General features: G+C 45.0%; 15 protein-coding genes and 1 riboswitch. Of the genes, 14 read left to right on the forward strand and 1 reads right to left on the reverse strand.

The window, feature by feature from the left end; all coding sequences use genetic code 11:
* Positions 1 to 817: 817 nt before the first annotated feature.
* Positions 818 to 1,031: riboswitch (cobalamin riboswitch) on the forward strand.
* 178 nt (positions 1,032 to 1,209) lie between these two features.
* The 4 genes from HMPREF9007_RS22825 (at position 1,210) to HMPREF9007_RS22810 (ending at position 6,661) form a co-directional block, all read left to right on the forward strand.
* Positions 1,210 to 2,277 carry a glutaminyl-peptide cyclotransferase gene (locus tag HMPREF9007_RS22825; RefSeq protein WP_008759790.1) on the forward strand — a complete coding sequence of 356 codons (1,068 nt, stop codon included), beginning with the start codon at positions 1,210 to 1,212 and terminating at the stop codon, positions 2,275 to 2,277.
* A gap of 15 nt (positions 2,278 to 2,292) precedes the next feature.
* Positions 2,293 to 4,359, forward strand: a complete 2,067-nt coding sequence (locus HMPREF9007_RS22820) for a TonB-dependent receptor (RefSeq protein WP_008759791.1) — start codon at positions 2,293 to 2,295, stop codon at positions 4,357 to 4,359.
* Positions 4,360 to 4,431: 72 nt separating this feature from the next.
* Complete coding sequence (locus HMPREF9007_RS22815) at positions 4,432 to 5,925, forward strand: cobyric acid synthase (RefSeq protein ID WP_008759792.1); 1,494 nt, start codon at positions 4,432 to 4,434, stop codon at positions 5,923 to 5,925.
* A 100-nt stretch (positions 5,926 to 6,025) separates the two neighbouring features.
* Entirely contained in the window at positions 6,026 to 6,661 is a 636-nt protein-coding gene (locus HMPREF9007_RS22810; RefSeq protein ID WP_008759793.1) for a cytidylate kinase-like family protein, read from the forward strand.
* Positions 6,662 to 6,749: 88 nt separating this feature from the next.
* Here the strand turns inward: HMPREF9007_RS22810 and HMPREF9007_RS22805 are convergent, their stop codons facing one another.
* Positions 6,750 to 8,414, reverse strand: a complete 1,665-nt coding sequence (locus HMPREF9007_RS22805) for a putative transporter (RefSeq protein ID WP_008759794.1) — start codon at positions 8,412 to 8,414, stop codon at positions 6,750 to 6,752.
* Between the two features lie 317 nt (positions 8,415 to 8,731).
* Between HMPREF9007_RS22805 and mutA the strand changes: the two genes are divergently transcribed.
* The 10 genes from mutA (at position 8,732) to HMPREF9007_RS22755 (ending at position 25,893) form a co-directional block, all read left to right on the forward strand.
* Complete coding sequence (gene mutA / locus HMPREF9007_RS22800; protein WP_008759795.1) at positions 8,732 to 10,633, forward strand: methylmalonyl-CoA mutase small subunit; 1,902 nt, start codon at positions 8,732 to 8,734, stop codon at positions 10,631 to 10,633.
* A gap of 1 nt (position 10,634) precedes the next feature.
* On the forward strand, positions 10,635 to 12,782 hold the full coding sequence (gene scpA / locus HMPREF9007_RS22795; protein WP_008759796.1) for a methylmalonyl-CoA mutase: 2,148 nt from the start codon (positions 10,635 to 10,637) through the stop codon (positions 12,780 to 12,782).
* A 147-nt stretch (positions 12,783 to 12,929) separates the two neighbouring features.
* Positions 12,930 to 13,481 carry an RNA polymerase sigma-70 factor gene (locus HMPREF9007_RS22790; protein WP_008759797.1) on the forward strand — a complete coding sequence of 184 codons (552 nt, stop codon included), beginning with the start codon at positions 12,930 to 12,932 and terminating at the stop codon, positions 13,479 to 13,481.
* A gap of 59 nt (positions 13,482 to 13,540) precedes the next feature.
* Positions 13,541 to 14,530 carry a FecR family protein gene (locus tag HMPREF9007_RS22785; RefSeq protein ID WP_008759798.1) on the forward strand — a complete coding sequence of 330 codons (990 nt, stop codon included), beginning with the start codon at positions 13,541 to 13,543 and terminating at the stop codon, positions 14,528 to 14,530.
* A gap of 166 nt (positions 14,531 to 14,696) precedes the next feature.
* Positions 14,697 to 18,059: a TonB-dependent receptor gene (locus HMPREF9007_RS22780; protein WP_008759799.1), complete on the forward strand. Its 3,363-nt coding sequence runs from the start codon at positions 14,697 to 14,699 to the stop codon at positions 18,057 to 18,059.
* A 5-nt stretch (positions 18,060 to 18,064) separates the two neighbouring features.
* Positions 18,065 to 19,669 (forward strand): SusD/RagB family nutrient-binding outer membrane lipoprotein, encoded by a 1,605-nt coding sequence (locus HMPREF9007_RS22775; protein WP_008759800.1) that lies wholly within the window; start codon positions 18,065 to 18,067, stop codon positions 19,667 to 19,669.
* A 37-nt stretch (positions 19,670 to 19,706) separates the two neighbouring features.
* Entirely contained in the window at positions 19,707 to 20,600 is an 894-nt protein-coding gene (locus tag HMPREF9007_RS22770; protein ID WP_008759801.1) for a glycoside hydrolase family 18, read from the forward strand.
* A 15-nt stretch (positions 20,601 to 20,615) separates the two neighbouring features.
* Positions 20,616 to 21,905 (forward strand): DUF1735 and LamG domain-containing protein, encoded by a 1,290-nt coding sequence (locus HMPREF9007_RS22765; RefSeq protein WP_008759802.1) that lies wholly within the window; start codon positions 20,616 to 20,618, stop codon positions 21,903 to 21,905.
* Between the two features lie 21 nt (positions 21,906 to 21,926).
* Entirely contained in the window at positions 21,927 to 23,573 is a 1,647-nt protein-coding gene (locus HMPREF9007_RS22760; RefSeq protein WP_016268581.1) for a glycosyl hydrolase family 18 protein, read from the forward strand.
* 151 nt (positions 23,574 to 23,724) lie between these two features.
* Positions 23,725 to 25,893 carry a DNA topoisomerase 3 gene (locus HMPREF9007_RS22755; protein ID WP_008759804.1) on the forward strand — a complete coding sequence of 723 codons (2,169 nt, stop codon included), beginning with the start codon at positions 23,725 to 23,727 and terminating at the stop codon, positions 25,891 to 25,893.
* Positions 25,894 to 26,493: the final 600 nt, after the last annotated feature.

A 26,493-nucleotide genomic window follows, 5' to 3' on the forward strand; every position in this document is an offset into this window, starting at 1 on the left:
CGAAGAACCAACTTCTTGACCGCAAAGATAGTTATCTTTTTATATAATATGTCTATTTTAACTAATTAATTTTTATTACGTTGTCGGGGGCGGGAAAGGAGGAATTGGATATGGTGACACTATCTCTCTCTGATAGTGTCACCATACTTGCAGGATAGTGTCACTATGCCGATGGTATAGTGACACCATCTCCAAATGTTCTGTTTTTAAGATTTTCTATTGGGAAAATAGAAGCTAAATACTTGAAATAGGAGAAAAATGGATTACTTATATGCAAGAATATGCGGAAAGCGGAGGCCGTTATGCAGGAAAAATGGTTATATATGCAGCTTTTGCCGACCAAGTAGGTTGATTTTCTTTTAAAGGAAGGCGGGCTTGGTTTTAAAGGAAGGTCAGTTTGGTTTAAAACCAATCTTAGTTTGCTTATAAAGCAATGTTAATTCGGTTAAGAAGCAATCTTATTTTGTACGTTATTATGCTTTTTTGTGCTGTTTGCTCCTTTGATATGGATGCTTAGTTTATGATAAAATATCGTAGATATAGTTTCTTTTGTTTGCTGTTGCTTGCATATTCTTGTAATCTAGGCTAAAATGATTGAAAATTGATGGTTTTGATATTAAGCCGCTTTTGTGAAAATAGAAATTCCTCCTCTTTTTGATGAGTCATCCGGTTTTTATCCGAAAGATAGGAAGGAACAGAGGGCAAACTTTTCTCTTTTTCATCTGCTTGCTCATAATGTGCTAATTTGAAGAAGTCTTTAATCTTTTGTTCTTGATAAAAAAGACAGGGGAGAAGTGAGGCGTGAAATATAATTATAGTATCTTTGCACCCGCAAGGTTCGTATTTGGAATTGTCTAACCTTCCAAAACGATGAAAAGGGAATCCGGTGTAAATCCGGGACAGTACCTGCTGCTGTAAGTCCTCTCTTTCGGGAGATGAGTTTATCACATTCTTTGCCACTGGTGACATCACTGGGAAGGCGTGATAAACGGGGACGAGTCAGAAGACCTGCCTTGCCGCTGCAGATTTATACCCGCGGGTTTCGGGTAGAAATCAACTGGTATAGTTCATTCCTATATTCAATTGATTCCTCATTCAACCGGTCGGTACAAATGCTATGTTTGATGTTTGTCGCAAATTATAATTTGCTGGCAGATGTCTAATGAGTGATGTGACAAGTTAGTTAATAACCTTTTCTCACTTTTAATTATGAAACGTATTTTACTATCTGTTTTATTTATTGTCTTCTGTCTGACGGCTTTTGTCGGGTGTATGAAATGGGATTATGGTGAGATGGAGGATTTCTCAGCTACGGGAGACGGTCTTTTCATTACCAATGAAGGGAACTTTCAGTATGGTAATGCTACCTTATCTTATTATGACCCGGAAACGAAAACGGTAGAAAATGAAGTATTCTATCGGGCTAATGCGATGAAGTTGGGAGATGTAGCACAGTCAATGACTATTCGTAATGATGTCGGTTGGGTGGTAGTAAACAACTCTCACGTCATTTTTGCCATTGATATTAATACATTTAAGGAAGTGGGACGCATTACGGGACTTACTTCTCCACGCTACATTCATTTTATTTCGGATGAGAAAGCCTATGTCACACAGATTTGGGATTATCGTATTTTCATTGTCAATCCCAAAACTTATCAGATAACCGGATATATCGAATGTCCGGATATGACGATGGAAACAGGATCGACAGAGCAGATGGTACAATATGGCAAATATGTGTATGTAAATTGCTGGTCTTATCAAAAGCGTATATTGAAAATAGATACTACAACTGATCAGGTAGTAGATCAACTTGAAGTAGGGATACAGCCAACTTCACTGGTGATGGATAAGAACTACAAATTATGGACAATTACTGACGGAGGGTATGAAGGCAGTCCTTACGGATATGAAGAACCATCACTTTATCGCATTGATGCCGAAACATTCAAGATAGAGAAACAATTTAAGTTTCAGTTAGGAGATGCTCCTTCGGAAGTACAGCTTAATGGTGCGGGTGATGAACTTTACTGGATTAACAAAGATATTTGGCGTATGTCTGTTGATGCGGAGCGTGTCCCCGTACGTCCTTTCCTCAAGTACCGTGATACGAAGTATTATGGGTTGACAGTTAGTCCGATAAACGGAGATATCTATGTGGCTGATGCCATTGATTATCAACAGCAGGGGATGATTTATCGCTATACGGAGGATGGGGAACTTGTAGATGAGTTTTATGTAGGGATTATTCCCGGAGCGTTTTGTTGGAAATAATCTGTAAGAAAAAGTATGAAAAAAAATAGATTAATAATACAATTTGCAGGTATGCTTTTGTTGGTACCGGCAATGATAAGTGCGCAACAACAAACTGAAAAAAACTGGGCGGAAAGTGGACTTGTCATTCATGAAGTTCAGGTTTGGGGAAAACGGCCGATGAAAGATATAGGTGTTCAACAAACAAAGTTTGATTCGCTTGTTCTTAAAGAGAATATCGCTTTGTCTATGGCTGATATACTCACTTTCAATTCCTCTATTTTTGTGAAAAACTATGGACGGGCTACGCTTTCTACCGTTTCATTCCGAGGAACATCGGCTTCTCATACACAGGTGACGTGGAATGGCATGAGAATTAATAGTCCGATGCTAGGAATGACTGATTTTTCGATGATACCGTCCTATTTTATTGATGATGCTTCTTTGTTTCATGGAACTTCGTCGGTGAATATGACTGGTGGTGGTTTAGGGGGCTTGGTGAAACTGGCAACTGTTCCTGCTCATCAACAAGGTTTTGGAGTACAATATGTTCAGGGTATTGGTTCATTCAGTACTTTTGATGAGTTTTTGCGATTGAGTTATGGAGATAAACATTGGCAGATTTCAACACGTGCAGTCTATCAATCATCACCTAATGATTATAAATATCGTAATCATGATAAGAAAGAAAATGTTTATGATGATGAACACAATATCATTAAGCAATATTATCCGGTTGAACGTAATCGAAGTGGTGCATTTAAAGACTTACACGTATTACAGGAAGTATATTACAATGCAGGTAATGGTGATCGCTTTGGCTTGAATGCTTGGTATATTGATTCTAACCGTGAGTTAGCCATGTTGACCACAGATTATGGAGACGAGATGGAGTTTGAAAATCGACAGCGGGAACATACATTGCGAAGTGTTTTATCATGGGATCATACGCGAGAGAATTGGAAAATGTCGGTGAAAGGTGGTTATATTCATACATGGATGGCTTATGATTACAAGCGTGATGTTGGTAATGGTGAAATGCAATCAATGGTTCGTTCGCGTAGTAAAGTTAATTCTTTCTATGGACAATTGGATGGTGAATACTTTCTTAATGATAAATTTCTTTTAACGGGAAGTATTTCAGCTCATCAGCATTTAGTGAAAAGTGATGATAGAAACTTGGGCATTTTGCCTAATGCCGGTTACGATAAAGGACGCATTGAACTATCAGGAAATGTGGCTGCAAGATGGAGACCTGTTGAAAGGTTGGGAATGTCATTGGTGTTGCGAGAAGAAATGTTTGGAACAGAATGGACGCCACTTATTCCTGCCTTTTTTGTTGATTATCAACTGTCCAAAAAGGGGAATGTTATAGCTAAAGCGTCAATAACACGTAATTATCGCTTTCCGACACTGAATGACCTCTATTTTATGCCGGGTGGTAATCCTAAATTGAAGAATGAGAGTGGATTTACTTATGAAGCAGGTTTATCGTTTTCTGTAGGGAAGGATAACGCCTATACTTTATCTGGTTCAGCGTCTTGGTTCGACCAGCATATTGATGATTGGATTATTTGGTTACCAACCACTAAAGGCTTTTATTCACCGGATAATATTAAAAAGGTACATGCTTATGGCGTCGAGACTCAAGTTGATTATGCGGTTGTAATGCCAAAATCATGGAAGCTTGGAATGAATGGAACATTTGCCTGGACTCCTTCTATTAATAAAGGCGAAAAGCGGAGTCCAGCCGACCAGTCGGTAGGAAAGCAGTTGCCTTATGTGCCTAAATATTCGGCTACGTTAACTGGGAGATTGACGTATCGCAGTTGGAGTTTGCTTTATAAATGGTGTTATTATAGCGAACGATATACGATGACAAATAATGATATAACCCTCACCGGACATTTACCCCCCTATTTCATGAGCAACGTAACCCTTGAAAAAGGATTCTCTCTCCGTTGGGCAGATTTATCCTTGAAAGGGACAGTCAATAATCTCTTTGACGAAGAATATCTTTCGGTATTGTCTCGTCCGATGCCGGGAATTAACTTTGAATTCTTTATCGGCATAACGCCTAAATGGGGAAAGAAGAAGCGGTAAGATAGTTTATATATGCTACATTTAAATTCCGAATCGATGAATACGTCGAACCGGAATGAAGATAAACAGGAAATGAAAAAGAAAAAACTCAATTCCTTTATGCTTGCCGGCACAGGAAGCGATGTAGGTAAAAGCGTTTTAGCAACAGCTTTTTGCCGCATTTTGAAACAGGACGGATATACTCCTGCACCCTTCAAAGCGCAGAATATGGCATTAAACTCGTATGTTACTCCCGACGGTTTGGAAATAGGTCGTGCGCAGGCGGTTCAGGCAGAAGCAGCCGGCGTTCCGTGTCACGTAGATATGAATCCGCTGTTATTAAAACCCAGTACGGAGCAGATGGCACAAGTCGTATTATGCGGAAAACCTGTCGGTGACCGGAGTGCGTATGACTTTTTTCAGAAAGAAGGACGCAAGGAACTACGGAAAGTTGTAAATGAAGCGTATGATCGCTTGGCTGCTATCTACAATCCTGTCGTAATGGAAGGAGCGGGGAGCATTTCGGAAATCAATCTCCGCGATTGTGATCTGGTCAATATGCCAATGGCGAAGTATGCGGGAGCAGATGTCATTCTGGTTGCAGACATTGATAGAGGAGGTGTGTTTGCCAGTGTCTACGGTTCTGTTCTGCTGCAAACTCCGGAAGAGCGGTCACTAATCAAGGGGATCATCATTAATAAATTCAGAGGAGACATCCGTTTGTTCGAAGAGGGAGTCCGGATGATAGAAGAGCTTTGCAAGGTTCCTGTGCTGGGAGTGGTCCCTTATTACAGAGGTATCTATATCGAAGAGGAAGATTCCGTCATGCTTGAATATAAAAACAGAGAGGCCATAGCCGGCAAAATAAATGTGGCGGTGATCCTGCTGAGACATCTTTCTAATTTTACCGATTTCAATGTACTGGAAAGAGATGAACGGGTACATTTATATTATACCAATAATGTGAATGATATTATGAAGGCGGATATTGTCTTGTTGCCCGGAAGTAAAAATACGCTGGATGATCTTTATGAATTGCGTCGTAACGGCGTAGCGCAAGCAATCCTGAAAGTACAACAGGAGGGGGCGACAGTCCTGGGAATTTGTGGAGGTTATCAGATGATGGGACTGGAAGTACGTGATCCGGAAGGGGTGGAAGGAGATGTCAGAATGCTTCCCGGACTGGGACTGCTTCCTGTGATTACCACCATGCAGGGAAATAAAGTGACCCGACAGGTGGATTTTACTTTTGACGGAACAGGAACAGTCTGTAAAGGATACGAGATACACATGGGCAGGACTGTACCTGTCGAGGGTGCTCCGCCTTCTCCATTGAACCAGTTGGTTGATGGAAGAGAAGACGGCTACCGGAACAACCAGAAATGTATGGGCACTTACATTCATGGAATACTTGACAATCAGACATTCATTGATTTTCTGTTCCGCCCTTATGCGGATAAGTTGGAAAGACAGGAACTTGACTATGCTGCGTTTAAAGAAGAACAATATGATAAGTTGGCGGAACATGTGAGGAAGCATATCAATCTTCCGTTACTCTATAAGATATTGACAAAAAGAGATAAATAGGGATACTTTATCGTTACTTTTAAATATAACTTTCGTATAATGGTGCATCTTTTAGAAAAAAGTCGTATGTTTGCTATCAAACCATAAAACAAAATGTACTATGAGCGGTAATTATGTTATCAATATCGGTCGCCAGTTAGGTAGCGGCGGAAAAGAAATAGGAGAGAAGTTGGCAGCCCGTTTGGGGATCGACTTTTATGATAAGGAACTGATCAATCTGGCTTCCGAAGAGAGCGGCTTATGTAAGGAGTTCTTCGAAAAAGCAGATGAAAAGGCCTCGCAAGGCATTATCGGCGGACTGTTTGGTATGCGTTTTCCTTTCATCAGTGAAGGAGCAATGCCATGTACCAATTGTCTGAGTAATGACGCTTTATTTAAGGTGCAGAGTGATGTCATCCGTCGTCTGGCGGCAGAGAAGTCCTGTGTGTTCGTCGGACGTTGTGCCGACTATATTTTACGGGAACATCCCCGTTGTGCAAATGTCTTTATCTCGGCTACTAAAGAAGATCGTATTGCACGGTTGTGTCAGATGCATCGTATTGATGAGGAGGCGGCAGAAGAGATGATAGAAAAAGCGGATAAGAGACGTTCGGAGTATTATAATTACTACAGTTATAAGACATGGGGAGCAGCGGCTACTTATCATTTGTGTGTTGATTCCTCTTCTTTGGGAATTGAAGAGACGGTTCGGTTTGTGGAAGAGTTTGTGGCCAAAAAACTACAGATTGGATTGTAATTGAAGAAGAAAACAAAATCCCGATAATAATAAAGCCGGCTAAATTCAGAAAGAATTTGGCCGGCTTTATTTATTAATTTAGTTCGCTTTACATCATCGCCAGTAATATCATCTGTCCTGTCAAAATACGGAGGAACATAGATAATGGGTAAACAGTAGAATATCCTACTGCCGGAGCATCACTGGATGTCACCTGATTGGCATAAGCCAGTGCGGGAGGGTCCGTATTACTACCGGCTATCAATCCCATCAGAGTGAAGTAGTTTACCTTATAATATAGTCTTGCGATCGTGCCGATGATAAGCAACGGGATGACAGTGATCAGGAAACCACAGCCTACATACAATAAGCCGTCGCCTTCTACAACTGTTTGCACGAAGTTGGCACCCGCATCTATACCTACGCTGGCAAGGAATAGCACAATACCGATTTCACGCAGCATCAGGTTGGCACTCATCGTGGTGTAAGTCACCAAATGAAGTTTGTGTCCGAAACGTCCGATCAGGATAGCTACCACCAACGGACCACCGGCCAAACCTAATTTCAAAGGAGTCGGCATACCGGGGAATGCAATCGGAAGACTTCCTAAAAGAATACCTAAGAAGATACCTACGAAGATAGTAACGATATTCGGTGTGTCCAGACGTTTCAATTGGTTACCCAATACACCGGAAACACGGTCTACCGCATCTTGCTGACCTACTACCATTACCCGGTCACCTACCTGCAATATCAGGTTCGGATCAGCGAACAGGTCCATACCGGAACGGTTGACGCGGGTCACATTGACACCGTACATACTACGGAAATGCATGGAACCAAGAGTCTTTCCGTTAATTTCCGGTTTAGTAACCAGAATACGGCGGGAAACCATCGGAAGATCTTGCTTCTCCCAGTCCAGTTCCACTTCTTTTCCGATAAATACGGTGATGGCGGGAGCATCTTCTTCCGAACAAACAATAAACAACTGGTCGCCCATATTGAATATCGTCTCGTGGTTCGGAATACTTACGTGTCCTTCGTGACGGATGCGGGAGCAAACAAACTTACGTCCCAGAAATTCTTTGATTTCAATCAGTGTTTTTCCGCTGATAGACTCATTGCGTACCTCAAGGCTCATCATGTGTGGCTTGTGGTGCGCGTCTCCGCTCTGAGTTTTCAGGCTCTCTTCCTCTTTGGTCATATTGACGCGGAAGATGTAGCGGATTGCGATGATAGAACCGATGATACCTACTACACCCAGCGGATAAGCACAGGCATAACCCAGTGCAATCTGCGGTCCGTTGTAGCTCAGCTGGTTCAGGGCCTCATTGGCGGCACCAAGTCCCGGAGTGTTCGTCACAGCTCCGTAGAGGATACCTACCATCATCGGCAGTTCCACACGACCGTTCCAGAGGTAATAAAGCCCCAATGCAACAGCAATATTTAACACTACGATGCCTACAGCCAACAGGTTCAATGTCATTCCCCCCTTTTTGAAAGAAGAGAAGAACGATGGCCCCACCTGAAGACCGATACAGAATACGAACAAGATCAATCCGAATTCTCGGATGAAATGTAGGATGTGTGTATCGGCTGTGAAGCCGAAATGTCCCATTAGGATGCCGGCAAACAAAACAAAAGTGACTCCCAAAGATACTCCGAATATCTTTATTTTACCGAGATACACACCGGCTGCCACTACAAAAGCGTAGAGGAATACAATGTGTGCCACGGAGCTAGGGTCCCACAATAAACTTTGTAACCAATCCATAAATATTAGTAGTTTTTATAATGTTCTTCTAAAAACGGGTGCAAAATTACTCATTACATCGGAGCTAATCAAATAAAAGGAGAACTAAAAATGAAGAATGAAGAATTTGCTTCGTTTAGCCTTAAGTTGCATGGAGATTCTTCATTCTTAGTTTATCATTCTTCATTTTCTCTCTGTAACCTGTAGTGCGAATTTTTTCTAAAAAGAAGAATCGTTCGAACTTATTAATTATATTTGCAAGTCGAACGACTGACATTTAGAAAGAGACAAATAAAAATAAAGACAATATTAATTCTTGTTTTAATTTTAAATAAACTATGGCAGACAAAAAAGAAAAACTCTTCTCAGACTTTTCTCCTGTCTCCACCGAACAATGGATGGAGAAGGTTACAGCCGATTTGAAAGGTGCTGATTTTGAGAAGAAGCTCGTTTGGAAGACAAACGAAGGGTTCAAAGTGAAACCTTTCTACCGGATGGAAGATCTGGAGGGTTTGAAAACAACAGATGCACTTCCCGGAGAATTTCCTTATCTGAGAGGAACCAAGAAGAACAATAATGAGTGGTTGGTTCGTCAGGAAATCAAAGTAGAATGCCCGAAGGAAGCCAATGCCAAAGCACTGGATATTCTGAACAAAGGTGTTGACTCACTTTCTTTCCACGTAAAAGCAAAGGAACTCAATGCGGAATACATTGAAACACTGTTGAATGATATTCAGGCTGAATGTGTAGAACTGAACTTCTCTACTTGTCAGGGACATGTGGTTGAATTGGCCGGTCTGCTGGTAGCTTATTTCCAGAAGAAGGATTATGATGTGAAGAAACTGAGAGGTTCTGTCAATTATGACTTCTTTAACAAGATGCTGACTCGCGGTAAAGAAAAAGGCGATATGGTTCAAACTGCCAAAGCCTTGATCGAAGCTATCCAACCGCTTCCTTTCTATCGTGTACTGAATGTAAATGCAATCTCGCTGAATAATGCCGGAGCTTACATTTCTCAGGAACTGGGTTATGCATTGGCATGGGGTAATGAATACATGAACCAGCTGACAGACGCAGGTATCCCTGCTGCTACAGTAGCCAAGAAAATTAAGTTCAACTTCGGTATCAGTTCCAACTACTTCCTTGAAATTGCAAAATTCCGTGCAGCACGTATGCTGTGGGCAAACATTGTAGCTTCTTACCATCCTGAATGCTTGCGTGATTGCGATAATAAGGGGGCTAATGGAGAATGTCGTTGTGCTGCGAAGATGGCGGTTCATGCCGAAACTTCCACTTTCAATCTTACTTTGTTTGACGCTCATGTGAACTTGCTTCGTACACAGACTGAAGCGATGAGTGCTGCATTGGCAGGTGTGGATTCAATGACAGTCGTTCCGTTCGATAAGACCTATTCGACTCCGGATGAATTCTCTGAACGCCTTGCACGTAACCAGCAGTTGCTACTGAAAGAAGAATCTCATTTTGATAAAGTGATTGACCCGGCTGCCGGTTCTTATTATATCGAGAACCTGACAGTGTCTATCGCTAAACAAGCGTGGGAACTTTTCCTTGCCGTAGAAGAGGCAGGCGGTTTCTATGCTGCACTGAAAGCCGGTACAGTTCAGGCAGCAGTGAACGAAAGCAACAAGGCTCGTCATAAGGCAGTTGCTCAACGTCGTGAAGTGCTACTGGGTACCAACCAGTTCCCGAACTTCAATGAAAAAGCAGGCGAGAAACAGCCGATAGAAGCTAAATGCTGCTGCGGAGGTGATGCTCATACTTGCGAGAAAGATGTGGATACTTTGGTATTTGACCGTGCTGCCAGCGAATTTGAGGCGTTGCGTCTTGAAACGGAAGCTTCCGGCAAACGTCCGAAAGCATTCATGCTGACTATCGGTAATCTGGCTATGCGTCAGGCACGTGCGCAATACTCTTGCAACTTCCTCGCTTGTGCCGGATATGAAGTTATTGACAACCTCGGATTCGAAACGGTGGAAGCCGGAGTAGAAGCTGCTATGGCTGCTAAAGCTGACATTGTAGTTCTCTGTTCAAGCGATGACGAATATGCGGAATATGCGGTGCCGGCATACCATGCATTGGACGGCCGTGCTATGTTTATCGTAGCAGGTGCTCCCGCCTGTATGGATGAACTGAAGGCAGCAGGTATCGAGAACTTCATCCACGTGCGTGTCAACGTATTGGATACCTTGAAAGAGTTTAACGCCAAACTATTGAAGTAAGATGAGAAAAGATTTTAAAAACTTAGATATATATGCTGCATTTCAGCCCGCTAACGGTGCTGAATGGCAAAAGGCTAACGGTATTTCCGCTGATTGGAATACACCGGAACACATTGACGTGAAGCCTGTTTATACAAAAGAGGACCTCGAAGGAATGGAACACCTCGGCTATGCTGCCGGACTTCCTCCTTATCTGCGTGGTCCGTATTCAGTGATGTACACTCTTCGCCCCTGGACTATCCGTCAGTACGCCGGATTCTCTACTGCCGAAGAATCAAATGCTTTCTATCGCCGTAACCTGGCTTCCGGTCAGAAAGGTTTGTCCGTAGCATTTGACTTGGCTACTCACCGCGGTTATGACCCCGATCACGAACGTGTGGTAGGTGACGTAGGTAAGGCTGGTGTATCTATCTGCTCACTCGAAAACATGAAAGTTTTGTTCGACGGTATTCCTTTGAGCAAGATGTCCGTGTCTATGACGATGAACGGTGCGGTACTTCCGATTATGGCATTCTATATTAATGCAGGTCTGGAACAGGGTGCTAAACTCGAAGAAATGGCCGGTACTATCCAGAATGATATTCTGAAAGAGTTCATGGTGCGTAATACCTATATCTATCCGCCTGCATTCTCTATGAAGATTATTTCCGATATTTTCGAATATACTTCGCAGAAGATGCCTAAGTTCAACTCCATCTCTATCTCCGGTTACCACATGCAGGAAGCAGGTGCGACGGCAGATATCGAGCTGGCTTATACATTGGCCGACGGTCTGGAATATCTGCGTGCCGGAACAGCGGCAGGTATCGATATCGATGCGTTCGCTCCCCGTCTGTCTTTCTTCTGGGCGATTGGTACCAATCACTTCATGGAAATCGCGAAGATGCGTGCTGCCCGTATGTTGTGGGCTAAGATTGTAAAACAATTCAATCCGAAGAATCCGAAATCACTGGCATTGCGTACACACTCTCAGACTTCCGGCTGGTCGCTGACAGAACAAGACCCGTTCAATAACGTAGGACGTACTTGTATCGAAGCTATGGCTGCCGCTTTGGGACATACACAGTCTTTGCATACCAATGCGCTGGATGAGGCTATTGCCCTACCGACAGACTTCTCCGCACGTATTGCCCGTAATACTCAGATTTATATTCAGGAAGAAACCTATATCTGTAAGAACGTTGACCCATGGGGCGGTTCTTACTACGTAGAAGCTCTGACCAACGAACTGGCTCACAAGGCTTGGGAACGTATCGAGGAAGTAGAAAAACTGGGTGGTATGGCGAAAGCTATCGAGACCGGTATTCCTAAGATGCGTATCGAAGAGGCTGCTGCTCGTACGCAGGCCCGTATCGACAGCGGTTCTCAGACTATTGTTGGTGTGAACAAATATCGTCTGGAAAAAGAAGCTCCGATTGATATCCTTGAGATTGATAACACGGCAGTTCGTCTTGAACAGATCGAGAACCTGAAACGTTTGAAAGAAGGACGTAACCAGGCAGAAGTGGACAAAGCACTGGCAGCCATCACCGAATGTGTGGAGACCGGTAAGGGTAACTTGCTGGAACTGGCTGTAGAAGCTGCTCGTGTTCGTGCAACGCTGGGTGAAATCTCCTATGCTTGCGAAAAGGTTGTAGGACGTTATAAAGCAATAATTAGAACAATATCAGGCGTGTATTCATCAGAAAGTAAAAACGATGGCGACTTCAAGCGTGCATGTGAACTGGCTGAGAAGTTTGCTAAGAAAGAGGGACGTCAACCTCGTATTATGGTTGCGAAGATGGGACAGGACGGTCACGACCGTGGTGCCAAAGTGGTAGCAACCGGTTATGCAGACTGTGGCTTCGACGTAGACATGGGACCATTGTTCCAGACTCCGGCGGAAGCTGCCCGTGAAGCTGTAGAAAATGACGTTCACGTAGTAGGTGTTTCTTCATTGGCTGCCGGACACAAGACGTTGATTCCGCAGATTATGGAAGAACTGAAAAAGCTGGGTCGTGAAGATATCGTGGTAATTGCCGGCGGTGTTATCCCTGCACAGGATTATGACTTCCTGTATAAGGCAGGTGTAGCTGCTATTTTCGGTCCCGGTACTCCGGTAGCGAAGGCTGCTTGCCAGATTCTGGAAATCCTGATGGATGAAGAATAAACACAACGTTTTTTCTTGTAAATAATAGTTTATCCCGCCCTTCGGTTATACCAGACCGACAGGACGGGATACCTTTTTTCCAGCATTCTTTGTCATAGCTGAGATTTGCTTATATTTGTCTACCCCTTCATTGCAAAAACTAAGCGAATGAATGAAAAGACAAATGACATGGATGCCCGTTTTGAGCAATTTTATGCTGCCAACTTCCCGCGTGTCAAGAACTTTGCACGCTTGTTGACTAAGTCAGAGGAAGATGCGGAAGATATCGCTCAGAATATTTTTCTAAAGTTGTGGACCCGTCCCGATCTGTGGCAGGGGCAGGAGTCTATGACAGGTTATCTTTATACAGTTACCCGAAATGAAATCTTCAACCTGTTCAAGCATCAAAAGGTGGAACAGGAGTATGAAAGTCATATCATCCGTTCGCAATTAATCGGTGAACTGTGCGATGAAGACACCTCCCTTCTCGAAAATCTTTACTATAAAGAGATCGTGCTGCTTGTCGAACTGGCACTTAATCAGTTGCCTCCCCGCCGGAAACAGGTTTTTGAGATGAGCCGTATAGAAGGACTTTCTCATAAAGAAATAGCCGAAAAACTGCAAATCCCTGTACGCACGGTAGAAGACCATATCTATAAGACATTGACAGAACTGCGCAAAGTGTTAATGTTTGTTATACTGCCCGTTCTGTTCCCGTAGTTTGGCTTTCTGAGTAGTGGTATTTATGTAAGCGTTTCTATAAACCAATAAATACTTTTATGAAGAATTATATTCACGATATTATCAGCCGTTACATAAAACACGACTATCCGAAAGAAGTCGATCAGGACTTTCGTGCATGGTTGACTGACGAAGAACATACCAATGAAAAAGAACAGACCCTGAATGAACTTTGGGAAAATACCGAATCGGTAACGACGTCCGATTATCAGCATTCTTTGGAGCGGATGCACGAATTGACCGGAATCGGTACAAGACGGCGGATTCGTACTCTTCATACCCGACTGGTTGCTTGGAGAGTGGCGGCAGCATTGCTGATCGCCGTATCCTCGGTTGCCGTCTATCTGGCTGTGCAGAACCGGCAGGCACCGGACGTATTGCAGGCTTATATCCCTACTGCCGAGACAAGGAATATTACTTTGCCGGATGGCACGCAGGTGATGATCAACTCCCGAAGCACTTTGCTTTATCCGCAGCGGTTTACCGGTGATACACGCTGTGTATATCTGGTAGGCGAGGCAGACTTTAAAGTAAAGCGGGACGAGCGACATCCTTTTATCGTGAAGGCATCTGACTTCCAGATTACTGCCTTGGGAACAGAATTTAATGTGACCGCTTATCCGGAAGAGGAAGAAGTGATGGCTACATTAATTTCCGGAAAGGTATTGGTAGAATATAACGATCAGAAAGAACAGAAGATATTGGAACCGAACGAACAGCTGGCATATAACAAGCGTACCCGTTCGGGCAGTGTGCTCCGTCCCGATATGCAGGATGTTACGGCTTGGCATCGGGGTGAAATTGTATTCCGCAGTATGACGATGGAGGAGATTTTCACCCGACTGGAACGCAAATATCCGTATACCTTTGTGTATAGTTTCCGCAGTTTGAGGGAAGACCGGTTCAATCTCAGCTTCGGACCGAATGCATCGATAGAAGAGGTACTGGATATTATTGCCCGTGTGACGGGAAATCTGGAGTATAAGATTGTGGGGGACAAATGCTATCTGAGTCATCTAACTGAATAAACCTGATTCATTAACCTTGAAAAACAGAAAGCCTATGTTGAAAAAATATCCGGAAGAAGGTTGCAGCTTCCTCCGGATGTGAAATCAAAATTCTTACTATTAGCGTTACCCAGACGCTACTAAATCCGAGAATCTAACTATATCTGTATAAACTAATACTAAGAAGATGCAGCAAATTTATGAATTTATAGTCAATAAGCAGGCAATGAGTCGAGTATTTATGCTTTTTTTGTGCTGCCTGCTTTTATCGACACCCGCTTTTTCTCAAGGCAACCATGCACGGATTACGATTCATAAGAAAAATATATCCGTCATCGAGGCACTGAAAGAAGTGGAGAAGCAGACGAAATTGTCTGTCGGCTACAACGAATCACAGTTGATCAACAAGCCTTCCATTGATCTCGCTTTGGAAAAAGCGACCTTGGAAACCTCTCTGAAAGAAATCCTTAAAGGTACGGGCTATACCTACCAGTTGAAAGGAAAATATGTCATTATCGTTCCGGAAGAAAAGAAAGCAACCGAACTGGTATCTGCCAAGCGGATCACCGGACAGGTACTGGACGAGCAGGGCGAACCTCTGATCGGTGTAAACGTACTTGTAGAAGGTACGACCATCGGAGCGATCACCAATCTGGACGGTAACTTTACAATTGAAGCCCCCGTTGGCAGTACGCTCAGCATCACTTATGTAGGCTATGCTCCGCAAACAGTAAAGGTGGGTGTGCAGAATACGTATAATGTTCAGCTGGCTTCGGACGCCAAGTTGCTAAGTGAAGTCGTGGTAACGGCACTTGGTATCAAACGCGAGCAGAAAGCGTTGAGTTACAATGTGCAGCAAGTGAAGTCTGATGAACTGACTCAGATAAAGGATGCAAACTTCATTAATAGTCTGAACGGTAAAGTGGCGGGCGTTACGATTAATACGAGTTCTTCCGGAGTCGGTGGAGCCAGCAGAGTCGTGATGCGCGGTACGAAGTCCATCGAGCAGAGCAGTAATGCCTTGTACGTCATCGACGGTATTCCGATGTACAATTTCGGAGGCGGAGGCGATACGGAATTTGGTTCAAAGGGTGCCAGTGAAGGAATTGCGGATATCAATCCGGAAGATATTGAGAGCATTTCCGTGTTGACGGGAGCGGCTGCGGCTGCCCTTTACGGTAGCAATGCGGCGAATGGCGCCATTGTGATTACTACGAAAAAGGGCGAAATCGGTAAGTTGCAGGTAGGAGTATCGAGCGGCTTTGAGTGGCTGAATCCTTTTAAGATGCCCGATTTTCAAGGGCGTTACGGGACGGGAAGTAATGGCAAAGCCGGCAATTCCAGCATTTACAGTTGGGGACCGAAGCTGAATCCGGCAGCTCAGAACGGTTACGAACCAACGGACTTCTTCGATACGGGTGCGGTATATACCAACTCTGTCACTTTATCCACCGGTACGGACAAGAATCAGACCTTCTTCTCGGCGGCAGCCGTTAATTCGGCGGGGATGGTTCCGAACAACCGGTATAACCGTTATAATTTTACTTTCCGCAATACGACCAGTTTCCTGAATGATAAGATGAAACTGGATGTGAGTGCCAGTTATATTCTTCAGAACGACCGGAATATGACCAATCAGGGACAGTATTCCAATCCGCTGGTTTCCGCTTATCTCTTCCCGCGGGGAGACGACTTTTCGCTGATAAAGAACTTCGAACGCTGGGATGAGGCGCGAAAGATCAGTGTCCAGTTCTGGCCGCAGGGCGAAGGCGATCTTCGTATGCAGAATCCTTACTGGATTGCTTACCGCAATCTCCGGCTTAACAATAAGAAGCGTTATATGGCATCGGCAGGCCTGAGTTATCAGATTCTTGACTGGCTGAATGTAGCCGGACGAGTGCGTATAGACAATACTCACAGCGAATATGAAGGCAAACTCTATGCAAGCACCAGCACCACATTGACGGATGGCAGCACGCAGGGACATTACACCGTAAACAACGGGCAATACTCGCAGACTTATGCGGACGTTCTTGTGAATATCAATAAACGTATTCAGGACTTTACCATCGTTGCCAATATCGGTGCCAGCTATAGCGGCGTCACCAGCAAGGAACTGGGCTATGCCGGTCCGATACGGGATACAGGTATTCCGAATCTCTTCAATGTTTATGACTTGGACAATGCCAAGAAACGTGCCACGCAAGTCGGCTGGCGTGAAGCTACGGAATCTGTTTTTGCCAGTGCGGAAGTGGGCTGGAAGAGTATGCTCTACCTCACTCTGACCGGACGTAATGACTGGGCATCCCAGTTGACCAATTCTCCGCAGGCGTCTTTCTTTTATCCGTCTGTGGGACTCTCGGCGGTTATTTCCGAAATGGTGAAACTCCCGGAATGGATCGATTATCTCAAAGTACGCGGTTCGTTCAGTTCCGTTGGTACGCCCTATCCGCGTTTCCTCACTTATCCTACCTATGCTTATGACGCCAACAAGCAGGACTGGAAATCACAGACGCATTATCCCATCGGGAAGCTCTATCCCGAACGTACCGATTCGTGGGAAATAGGGCTGGATGCAACTTTATGGAAAGATTTGAAAGTAAGCGGATCGTTCTATTATGCCAATACCTACAATCAGACATTCGATCCGCAACTCCCCGTATCTTCGGGATACGACAAATTGTATGTTCAGACCGGATACGTGCGTAACTACGGTTTTGAGGCTATGTTGTCTTACGGGCATCGTTGGGGAGACTTCGGATGGGACAGCAGTTTCACCTTCTCGACCAATAAGAATGAAATCGTGGAACTGGTGAAAGACTATATCCACCCGGAAAGCGGAAAAACATATAACGTCGACAAACTGGAACTGAAAACCGATGAAGGACGCGGATTCGGAAAAGCGAAGTTTATCCTGAAAGAAGGCGGTACATTGGGCGACCTTTATACTCATGCCGACTTGAAACGGGATATCAATGGCAATGTACTGGTGGACAATGACGGCAATGTGACTGCGATAGACAATGCCGGTGACATCAAACTGGGTAGTGTACTTCCCAAAGCGAACCTGGCATGGAACAACAGTTTCTCTTACAAAGGCGTCAATGTAGGATTCCTGCTGACAGCCCGTCTGGGCGGCATCGCCTATTCGGCTACACAGGCTTATCTCGACCTTTACGGCGTATCCGAGACTTCTGCCGCCGCACGTGATGCGGGCGGAGTATGGATCAACGGACGCAGCCGAGTGAATCCGCAAGGTTTTTATTCGGTAGTAGCGTCGCAAAGCGGTTTGCCTACTTACTATACTTACAGTGCAACCAATCTTCGCTTGCAGGAAGCACGTATCGGCTATACCATCCCCCGCCGTTGGCTGGGCAATGTGTGTGACGTCAATGTTTCCCTTGTCGGCAAAAATCTCTGGATGATCTACTGCAAAGCTCCTTTCGACCCCGAAGCAGTAGCTACTACGAACAACTATTATCAGGGAATCGACTACTTCATGATGCCGAGTACCCGGAATATAGGATTCAACATTAAGATAAACTTCTAAATACTATGATTGGCATGAAACGAATATATTACTTTCAAATAATGATCCTTTCGGTATTTATGCTGCCTTTGGGCGGCTGTTTCGACAGTGAAATCAATCGTAGCATATACGAGGCGGATGCGGAAGAGATGCAGCGAGAGAACCATATCGTCGGCGCTACACTGAGAGGAATGCAGGGACTGGTGATCCCGACCCGTGAACACCTGTACCAATTTATGGATGCGATGGCAGGAGGAGCCTACGGAGGTTATCTGGAAGGCATCGTAGATACTTGGGTGATGAAGTTTTCGACCTTCAACCCCGAGCAGGGATGGCTCAAATCTCCTTTTGCCGACCCTATCACGGAGATGTATCCGCAATACCGCGATATGCTGAACAAGACGGACGACCCCGTGGCGCTGGCTTTCGGAAAAGTACTTCGCGTATGTATCATGCACCGGGTGACGGATATGTACGGTCCGATTCCTTACTCCAACATGATGAGTGATGATAACTCAGGTGAAGACCTTGCGGTAGCCTACGATTCGCAGGAACAGGTGTACACGCAGATGCTGAAAGAACTCGAAGAAGCGGACAAAGTGCTGGAAGAAAATAAAGACCTTTCGTCCGAAGCTTTTCGCAAGCTGGAAGACCTTTACTACGGAAATATAACGAAATGGCGCAGATTCGTGCACTCCATGCAGCTGCGCATCGCCATGCGGATGAGCTACGTGAAACCTGCGGAAGCGCAGCGTGTGGCAGAAGCTGCCGTAGCCGCCGGCGTCATAGAATCGAACGATGATAATGCAGCGCTGCACGTGGCAGAGAATCGCTCCGAATTGCTGTTCAATAACTGGAGTGACTACCGTATCAGTGCCGACCTCGTATCCATTATGAAAGGCTACGACGATCCCCGACTGGACAAGATGCTTGTCAAGGGCGTGCAAACGGTCGATCAGGAGGGCGAGAAGGTGGACGTGTACGATTTCTATGGAGTACGCATCGGCATCTTCACCAAAAAGAAAGATGATATGATTAACCTTTACTCCAAACAGATCATCAGCAGCACCGACCCTTATCTGTGGATGAATGCTGCCGAAGTGACTTTCCTTCGTGCCGAAGGCGCATTACGTGGCTGGGCAATGGGCGGAGAAGCGCAGGCGTTGTACGAGAAAGCAGTCTCCTTATCATTTGACGAGCGCAAAGCGTCGGGAGCCGATGCGTATGTGAAAGATGATGAGAAAGTTCCCGCTGACTATGTAGATCCGATGGGAGAATACAGCCATGATGCCGTAAGCACTATTACTATAGCCTGGGAACCGGGTGCCGCTAACTTTGAAAAGAATCTGGAACGTATTATCACTCAGAAGTGGATTGCCATCTTTCCGCTCGGAGTGGAAGCATGGGCTGAGCACCGTCGTACGGGTTATCCCAAACTGCTGCCTGTGGTGGAAAATAAAGACCCCAACAACAGTGTTAACGTAACTATAGGCCCCCGCCGTCTGCCTTTCCCGGCCGATGAGTATAACTCGAATCCGACCTACATCGGACAAGCCGTACAAATGCTGAACGGACCCGATGCTGCCGGAACACGGCTTTGGTGGGACGTGAAAAATCATTCGGGGAATTAACAATGAACTTTATAGAACCTCTTAAATCAATGAGATTATGAAATATAAACCAATATTAAATCTGTGTTTGCTGTCTGTCTTTCTGTTGATGGTTCCTGTCAGTTGCGATGACTGGACGGAGATGGAAATTCATGATAGTGAGATAAACGGGTTCAAGGAACAGAATCCGGAGCAATATGCCGCTTATACCCAGAAGCTGCGGGCGTATAAGGCCGCCAAGCACGCACTGGTCTATGCACGGCTGGACAATGCGCCGGAAGTATCGTCCAGTGAGAAAGACTTCCTGCGTGCGTTGCCGGACAGTATCGATCTGGTATCCATGCGCAATGCCGGCCGTCTTTCCGGGTTCGACCGTGAAGATATGAAACTGGTACGTACTGACTACGGAACACGGGTGCTGTATTATATTGACGCTTCGGCTGCCGAAGGACTGAACGCTGCTCTCTCTGCTGCCATTGATGCCGTACGTGCCGGAACGTTTGACGGTGTGACGTTAGCTTCCGCATCTTCCGTAGATGAGTCTGTGGTGAAAACATTGGCGGATGCTTTGGGGCAGACAGACTGTCTGCTGATATTCGAAGGAACTCCGTTGCTGGTGTCCGAAGCACAGCGCAGCGTATTCGATTACTATATCGTCGATGTTTCCGCAGCCGCCGATGATTATGATCTGGAAATGGCCATCAATCATGCTTTGAACTGGGGAGTAAGCGCCGAACGTCTGATGCTGGGAAGTGTACACGGGCGTACAGTGACCGACAATGACAAGACAGTTCATTCTTCTCTGAATCGGGCGGCATATTTTGCCCAAAATGCAGGACCACTGGCGGGAGTGGGTATCTACGATGTAGGTACTGACTATTATAACAGTGACATTATTTATAAACAAACCCGCGGGCTTATTCAGCAGCTGAACCCCGCAAAGGGTAAATAAAGTAAGGAGGAAACAATGAGAAAACTCTTTTTACTGACAGGCTGTGTATGGACAATGCTCTTTACCGCCTGCGATAATACGGATTATAGTGATCATTCCCCGTTTGATAATTCTGCCTATCTTAGTGTGGCTGAGATTCGTAATGTAGAATCGTTCACTTTCAACCGGAGAGTGACGGAGCAGACCAAGAAGTTTACCGCCAAGCTGACTTATCCGGTTGGGGTGGACGTAACCGTCCGCTTACAGATAAACCCTTCTCTGGCAGATGCGTACAATGCAAAGAATGATACTCAGTATGAAGTATTGCCCGCCAGGCATTATAAGCTGACAGCAGAAGCCGTCACCATTCCGGCAGGAAAAACGACTTCATCGGAAGCGGCTATTCAATTCACCGGACTGGATGAACTGGAAATTGACGCGACCTATATTTGTCCGTTGACTATCGAAGGAGTGAATGAAGTAGGACTGATGAACGGCTCTCGTACTATGTACTATCTGGTCCGGCGGTCGAGTGCCATTACTACTGCCATCAATCTGAAAAATGTATATGTGGCTGTTCCCGGATTCGACAAGGGGAGTCCGACAGCCGATGTGGTAAATAATATGACTGCTATTACGATGGAAGTAATCGTTCGGGTCAATCAGTTTGAGAAAGAGATTTCCTCTATTATGGGAATCGAACAATATTTATGTATGCGTTTTGGTGATTCCAGTTTCCCGCGCCAGCAGCTGCAAGTGCAGACGCCGGTAGGCAAATTCCCCGGTGAGGACAAGCGCAAACAACTGACGGCCGGAGAATGGTATCACATAGCCCTGACATGGGATTTGGCAGCAAAGACCATCTGTTTCTATGTAAACGGACAGTTACAGCACATAGATAACAATCATGGAAAGTCCGACCTGACCACTCTTAATCTGGGAGATAAGGCAGCGGATAATGAATTTGGTAACGGAGGTGATTTCAATTTCTACTTCGGACGTTCTTACGGAGAGTCGAGTGATCCGAGCCGTCATCTGGACGGAGAAATCTGCGAAGCCCGTATCTGGAAGGTAACACGGACACAGGAGGAAATCTACAAGAATATGTATGATATTCCCGAACCGCAGTCCGAAGCGAACCTGTGTGCATACTGGAAGTTTGACGAAGGCACAGGAATGACCATTGCCGACCGTACAGGCAACGGAAATGATGCGAAAGTGATTCCTTACTGGAAAGATGCAACGCACGTGGAGACATATCCCAAGACCGATGCGGAACTATGGCCTAGCGGAATCGAAGTGCCTAAAGTGAATCAAGAACAATAACCTAATTAACTCAACATAATTATGAAACGAATATTATCATATATAGGAGTCGGAATGTTACTTCTGTCGGTGATGACCGCTTGTGAGGAAGACGCTGCACTGCTTAATCCCGATGTCGGACACGACAAGTCGACCGTGCCGGAAGAAACAGTAACAAGCTTGGGGTATTTTAATAGTACCACTTCGCCGGGGAATGCGATCATACAACTTATAGCAGGGAGTTCGGAACAAGAAAATCGAGGTCTGACCGATGCAGGAGTCGAAGATGAAGTCTGTTTTGTTTTGAGCAAGCCGGCAGAAAAGGATCTGACACTGAAAATCGCAATGGATGAACGTTATCTGGAACCGGACGAAGGCGGATATGTATCGCCGTATGCCATGCAGTATGTAATAGATTTCAAGAAAGAGCATAATATGACGGTATCCGCCAACGCTGTCGATCCGATAGAGGGAATATCCATTCCTTTGGCCGATAACTTCCTGATAAACGGAGGGCGTGAGACGACTGTGACTATTGCTGCCGGTGAACGTCAGTCTGCGAAAGTTAAACTCCTTTTTAAAAATGAAAATCTCGGGCGAGAGGATGTTTTGTTCCCATTTTTTGCTACGGATGTAGCGACAGGTGAAATGTATGGAAAGGTAGAATATATCATTTCTGCGATCGTGCCTCCGTCACGTGAAGGAAAGCAGTTTTTGGCTGTTGCTTATGTAGATACGGAAGTCATGAATCCACTGATAGCCGACCAGTATATATCTACAGTGAGCAAGTTCTATTTTAACCCGTGGACAGAAGAATTGGTACTGCGATGTCCTACCATAGATATAGTAAACGTCCGCACAGCTTTTCTGACACAGACGCAAGGACGTGCCATGCTGACGTATACGCTGGATATGGAGCATGTCCTGAAAAACAATGCACGCTATCTTCAGCCGTTGAGGCAGACCGGAATGAAAGTCTGTCTGGTAATCAAAGGTGGAGGTACCGGTCTGGGATTTGCCAATCTGTCGGATGGTCAGATCAATGACTTTGTCGCACAGGTGAAAGCCGCTGTCGCCACTTTCAAACTGGACGGGGTGAACTTGTGGGATGAAGGAGCCGGCTACGAAAAGGAAGGAGCATCCCCTGTCAACGATACCTCGTATGCTAAGTTGATAAAAGCATTGAAAACGGGCATGCCCGACAAATTGTTGACGATGGTCGATACGCGTGAAACGACTCAGTCTCTTTGTGAAGAACAGGCAGGGATACGTGCCGGAGACTATCTGGATTATGCTTGGAGTTCGCTCACCGACTTTTTGAATCCTTATGCCGCAGATGCAGAATTGAAACCGATACTTGGTATACCGATGGAAAAGTATGCCTCGGTCTTTATACCGGAAATGATGGAATTGCCTGAAGATGAGATGATGGAAGTCGATGAAAAGTTGATGATGTTGTGCGACGGAGAAACGGTGATCAACAATAAATTCTATGTTTTTGGTGATATGCCATATATGGATTATGGAAAAGAAGGCGTGGTAGTGGGTACAATGATGTATGCCACCATGATGCTGTATGATATGAATCCCGACCCGGAAATGATAGGTGACGGTTCCTATATGTGGAGTTCCAATATGGAAACTAGAAAGGCGGCAGCAGATTATTATGCGTTTAAGAAAGACTGGTAATATCCGGAAGCCCTCGTATGATGACCCGAAAGTCATTGTACGGGGGCTATCGTAAATGAGTCATGCTACTGTTTTTTTCGTCTTTATGCGGTCAGTGAGAAATAATCATGTAACTTTGTAGACTGTTAGTATAAAAACAAGAAGAGAAAAAATGATAGTTTGCATAGCCGAAAAGCCGTCTGTAGCACGTGATATAGCCGAAGTACTCGGCGCTCATACAAGAAAAGAAGGGTATATAGAAGGAAACGGATACCAGGTAACCTGGACATTCGGTCATCTTTGTACCTTGAAAGAGCCGCATGAATACACCCCTAACTGGAAATCATGGAACTTGGGTAGCTTACCGATGATTCCACCACGGTTCGGCATCAAGCTGATAGAGAACCCTACTTACGAAAAGCAGTTTCACATTATCGAGGGACTGATGCAGAATGCAGATGAAATCATCAACTGCGGTGATGCCGGCCAAGAAGGAGAATTGATCCAGCGTTGGGTGATGCAGAAGGCAGGTGCCCGCTGTCCGGTGAAACGTCTTTGGATTTCTTCGCTGACAGAAGAGGCGATCCGCGAAGGATTTGCCAAACTAAAGGATCAGGCCGACTTTCAATCACTGTATGAAGCGGGACTTTCCCGTGCAATGGGGGACTGGTTGCTGGGAATGAATGCTACCCGTCTTTATACTATCAAATACGGTCAGAACAAACAAGTGCTTTCCATCGGCCGTGTGCAGACTCCTACGCTGGCATTGATTGTCAACCGTCAACTGGAGATCGCCAACTTCCAGCCGAAACAATACTGGGAACTGAAAACAAATTATCGTGATACCACCTTTTCTGCTCTGATCCGTAAAAGCGATGAAGAAATTGCTGCGGAAGAAGAAAAGAGTGGCGGAAAGAAGAAGATAGACAATCCCGGCATCGACCCTATCGCCAACCGGGAGGAGGGGGAAGCGCTGGTGGAACGCATAAAAGACCTTCCGTTCATTGTCACCAATGTCGGCAAGAAGGATGGAAAGGAATATGCTCCGCGTCTGTTCGACCTGACTTCCCTTCAGGTAGAGTGTAATAAGAAGTTTGCCTATTCCGCTGATGAAACGCTGAAGCTGATTCAGTCGCTTTATGAAAAGAAAGTGGCTACTTATCCGCGTGTCGATACCACTTTCTTGAGTGACGATATTTATCCGAAGTGTCCCGGAATATTGAAAGGCCTTCGGGACTATGAGGTGCTGACTGCTCCTTTGGCAGGTGCTTCATTGCCTAAATCGAAAAAGGTATTTGATAATTCGAAGGTAACAGATCACCATGCCATTATCCCTACAGGCGTTTATGCACAGAATCTGACGGATATGGAACGTCGTGTCTATGACCTGATAGCCCGTCGTTTTATAGCGGTGTTCTATCCCGATTGTAAGATTTCTACCACTACCGTGATGGGTGAAGTGGACAAGATAGAATTTAAAGTAACCGGCAAACAGATTCTGGAGCCGGGATGGCGTGTCGTTTTTGCCAAAGATGTGAAAGATACTTCCGAAGAAAAAGAGGAAGAGGATGAAAATGTACTTCCTGCTTTTGTCAAGGGGGAAAGTGGTCCTCATGTTCCGGACTTGAATGAGAAGTGGACGCAACCGCCCAGACCTTATACGGAAGCAACATTGCTTCGTGCGATGGAAACAGCTGGAAAGTTGGTGGATAATGACGAACTCCGTGATGCTCTGAAGGAGAATGGTATCGGTCGGCCGTCTACCCGTGCCGCCATTATCGAGACGTTGTTCAAGCGAAACTATATCCGCAAGGAAAGAAAGAACCTGATAGCCACCCCTACGGGAGTGGAACTGGTACAGATTATCCACGAAGAACTGCTGAAATCTGCGGAACTGACCGGTATATGGGAAAAGAAACTACGTGAGATTGAAAAGAAGACTTACGATGCCCGTCAATTCCTCGAAGAACTGAAGCAAATGGTATCTGAAATCGTGATGAGCGTACTTTCAGATAATACGAACCGGCGTATCACTATTCAGGAGGCAGTTGCCCAAACGGAAGAAAAGGCAAAGAAAGAACCTAAGAAGCGTGAGCGTAAACCAAGTGCTCCCAAAGAAAAGAAGGCGAAAGCAGAACCGAAAGTTCCTGCATCTTCTCCGTCTCCTGCTCTGACTCCTTCTGCTGCTGTTCCTGCCTCTGCTCCGGCTACCGGTAATGCAGATACTTTTGTCGGACAACCGTGTCCGGTTTGTGGTAAGGGAACCATCATTAAAGGGAAGACAGCTTACGGATGTTCGGAATGGAGAAATGGATGTATTTATCGAAAGAATTTCGAATAGTTTGTGGACAGTGTCTCACATAACAGTGATTTCTCTTTTTTTCTTATAAAAAGAGTCCCTTTTTTCTGTTCGCACCATAAGGAATTAGATAACAGTTTTGCTCTCATGCTCTAACTATTCATCTGTATCCCTTTATTCATCGATGTTTTAGGGGTGGTAGCAAGCGTGGTGGCAAGTATGAGAGCAAACGGTTGCTCTCACTCTATCTCGTCTTGATTAATATCGTTTTTGTAATGTTATCTTTTGGTATACAGGATGTTAATATCTGATGTGTCATCTATTAACGTTTGATTTTTAAGCTATTAATAGTTGAGAAATCAGGTATTAAAGACTGATAACTCATGTATTATTGATCAATAAATGAGTTAATGCTTCCTATCATTTCTTATAATGGAACCTGTCGTTTCCCAGTGAGGGAACGGGCGTTCCTTTTAATGGAAACGACCGTTCCTTTTAAAGGGACTGGCATTTCCTCCGAGGAAACTAACGCCTCCGAGGAAACATACAGAAATAACCACCGAATGCGATGAAGATAATAATTGCAGTTTGCACGAGAAGAATTAGGATAGAATTGACAACATAGACACAAGACAGGTATGA

The organism is Bacteroides sp. 1_1_14 (assembly GCF_000162515.1).
Taxonomy (GTDB): Bacteria; Bacteroidota; Bacteroidia; order Bacteroidales; family Bacteroidaceae; genus Bacteroides; species Bacteroides thetaiotaomicron.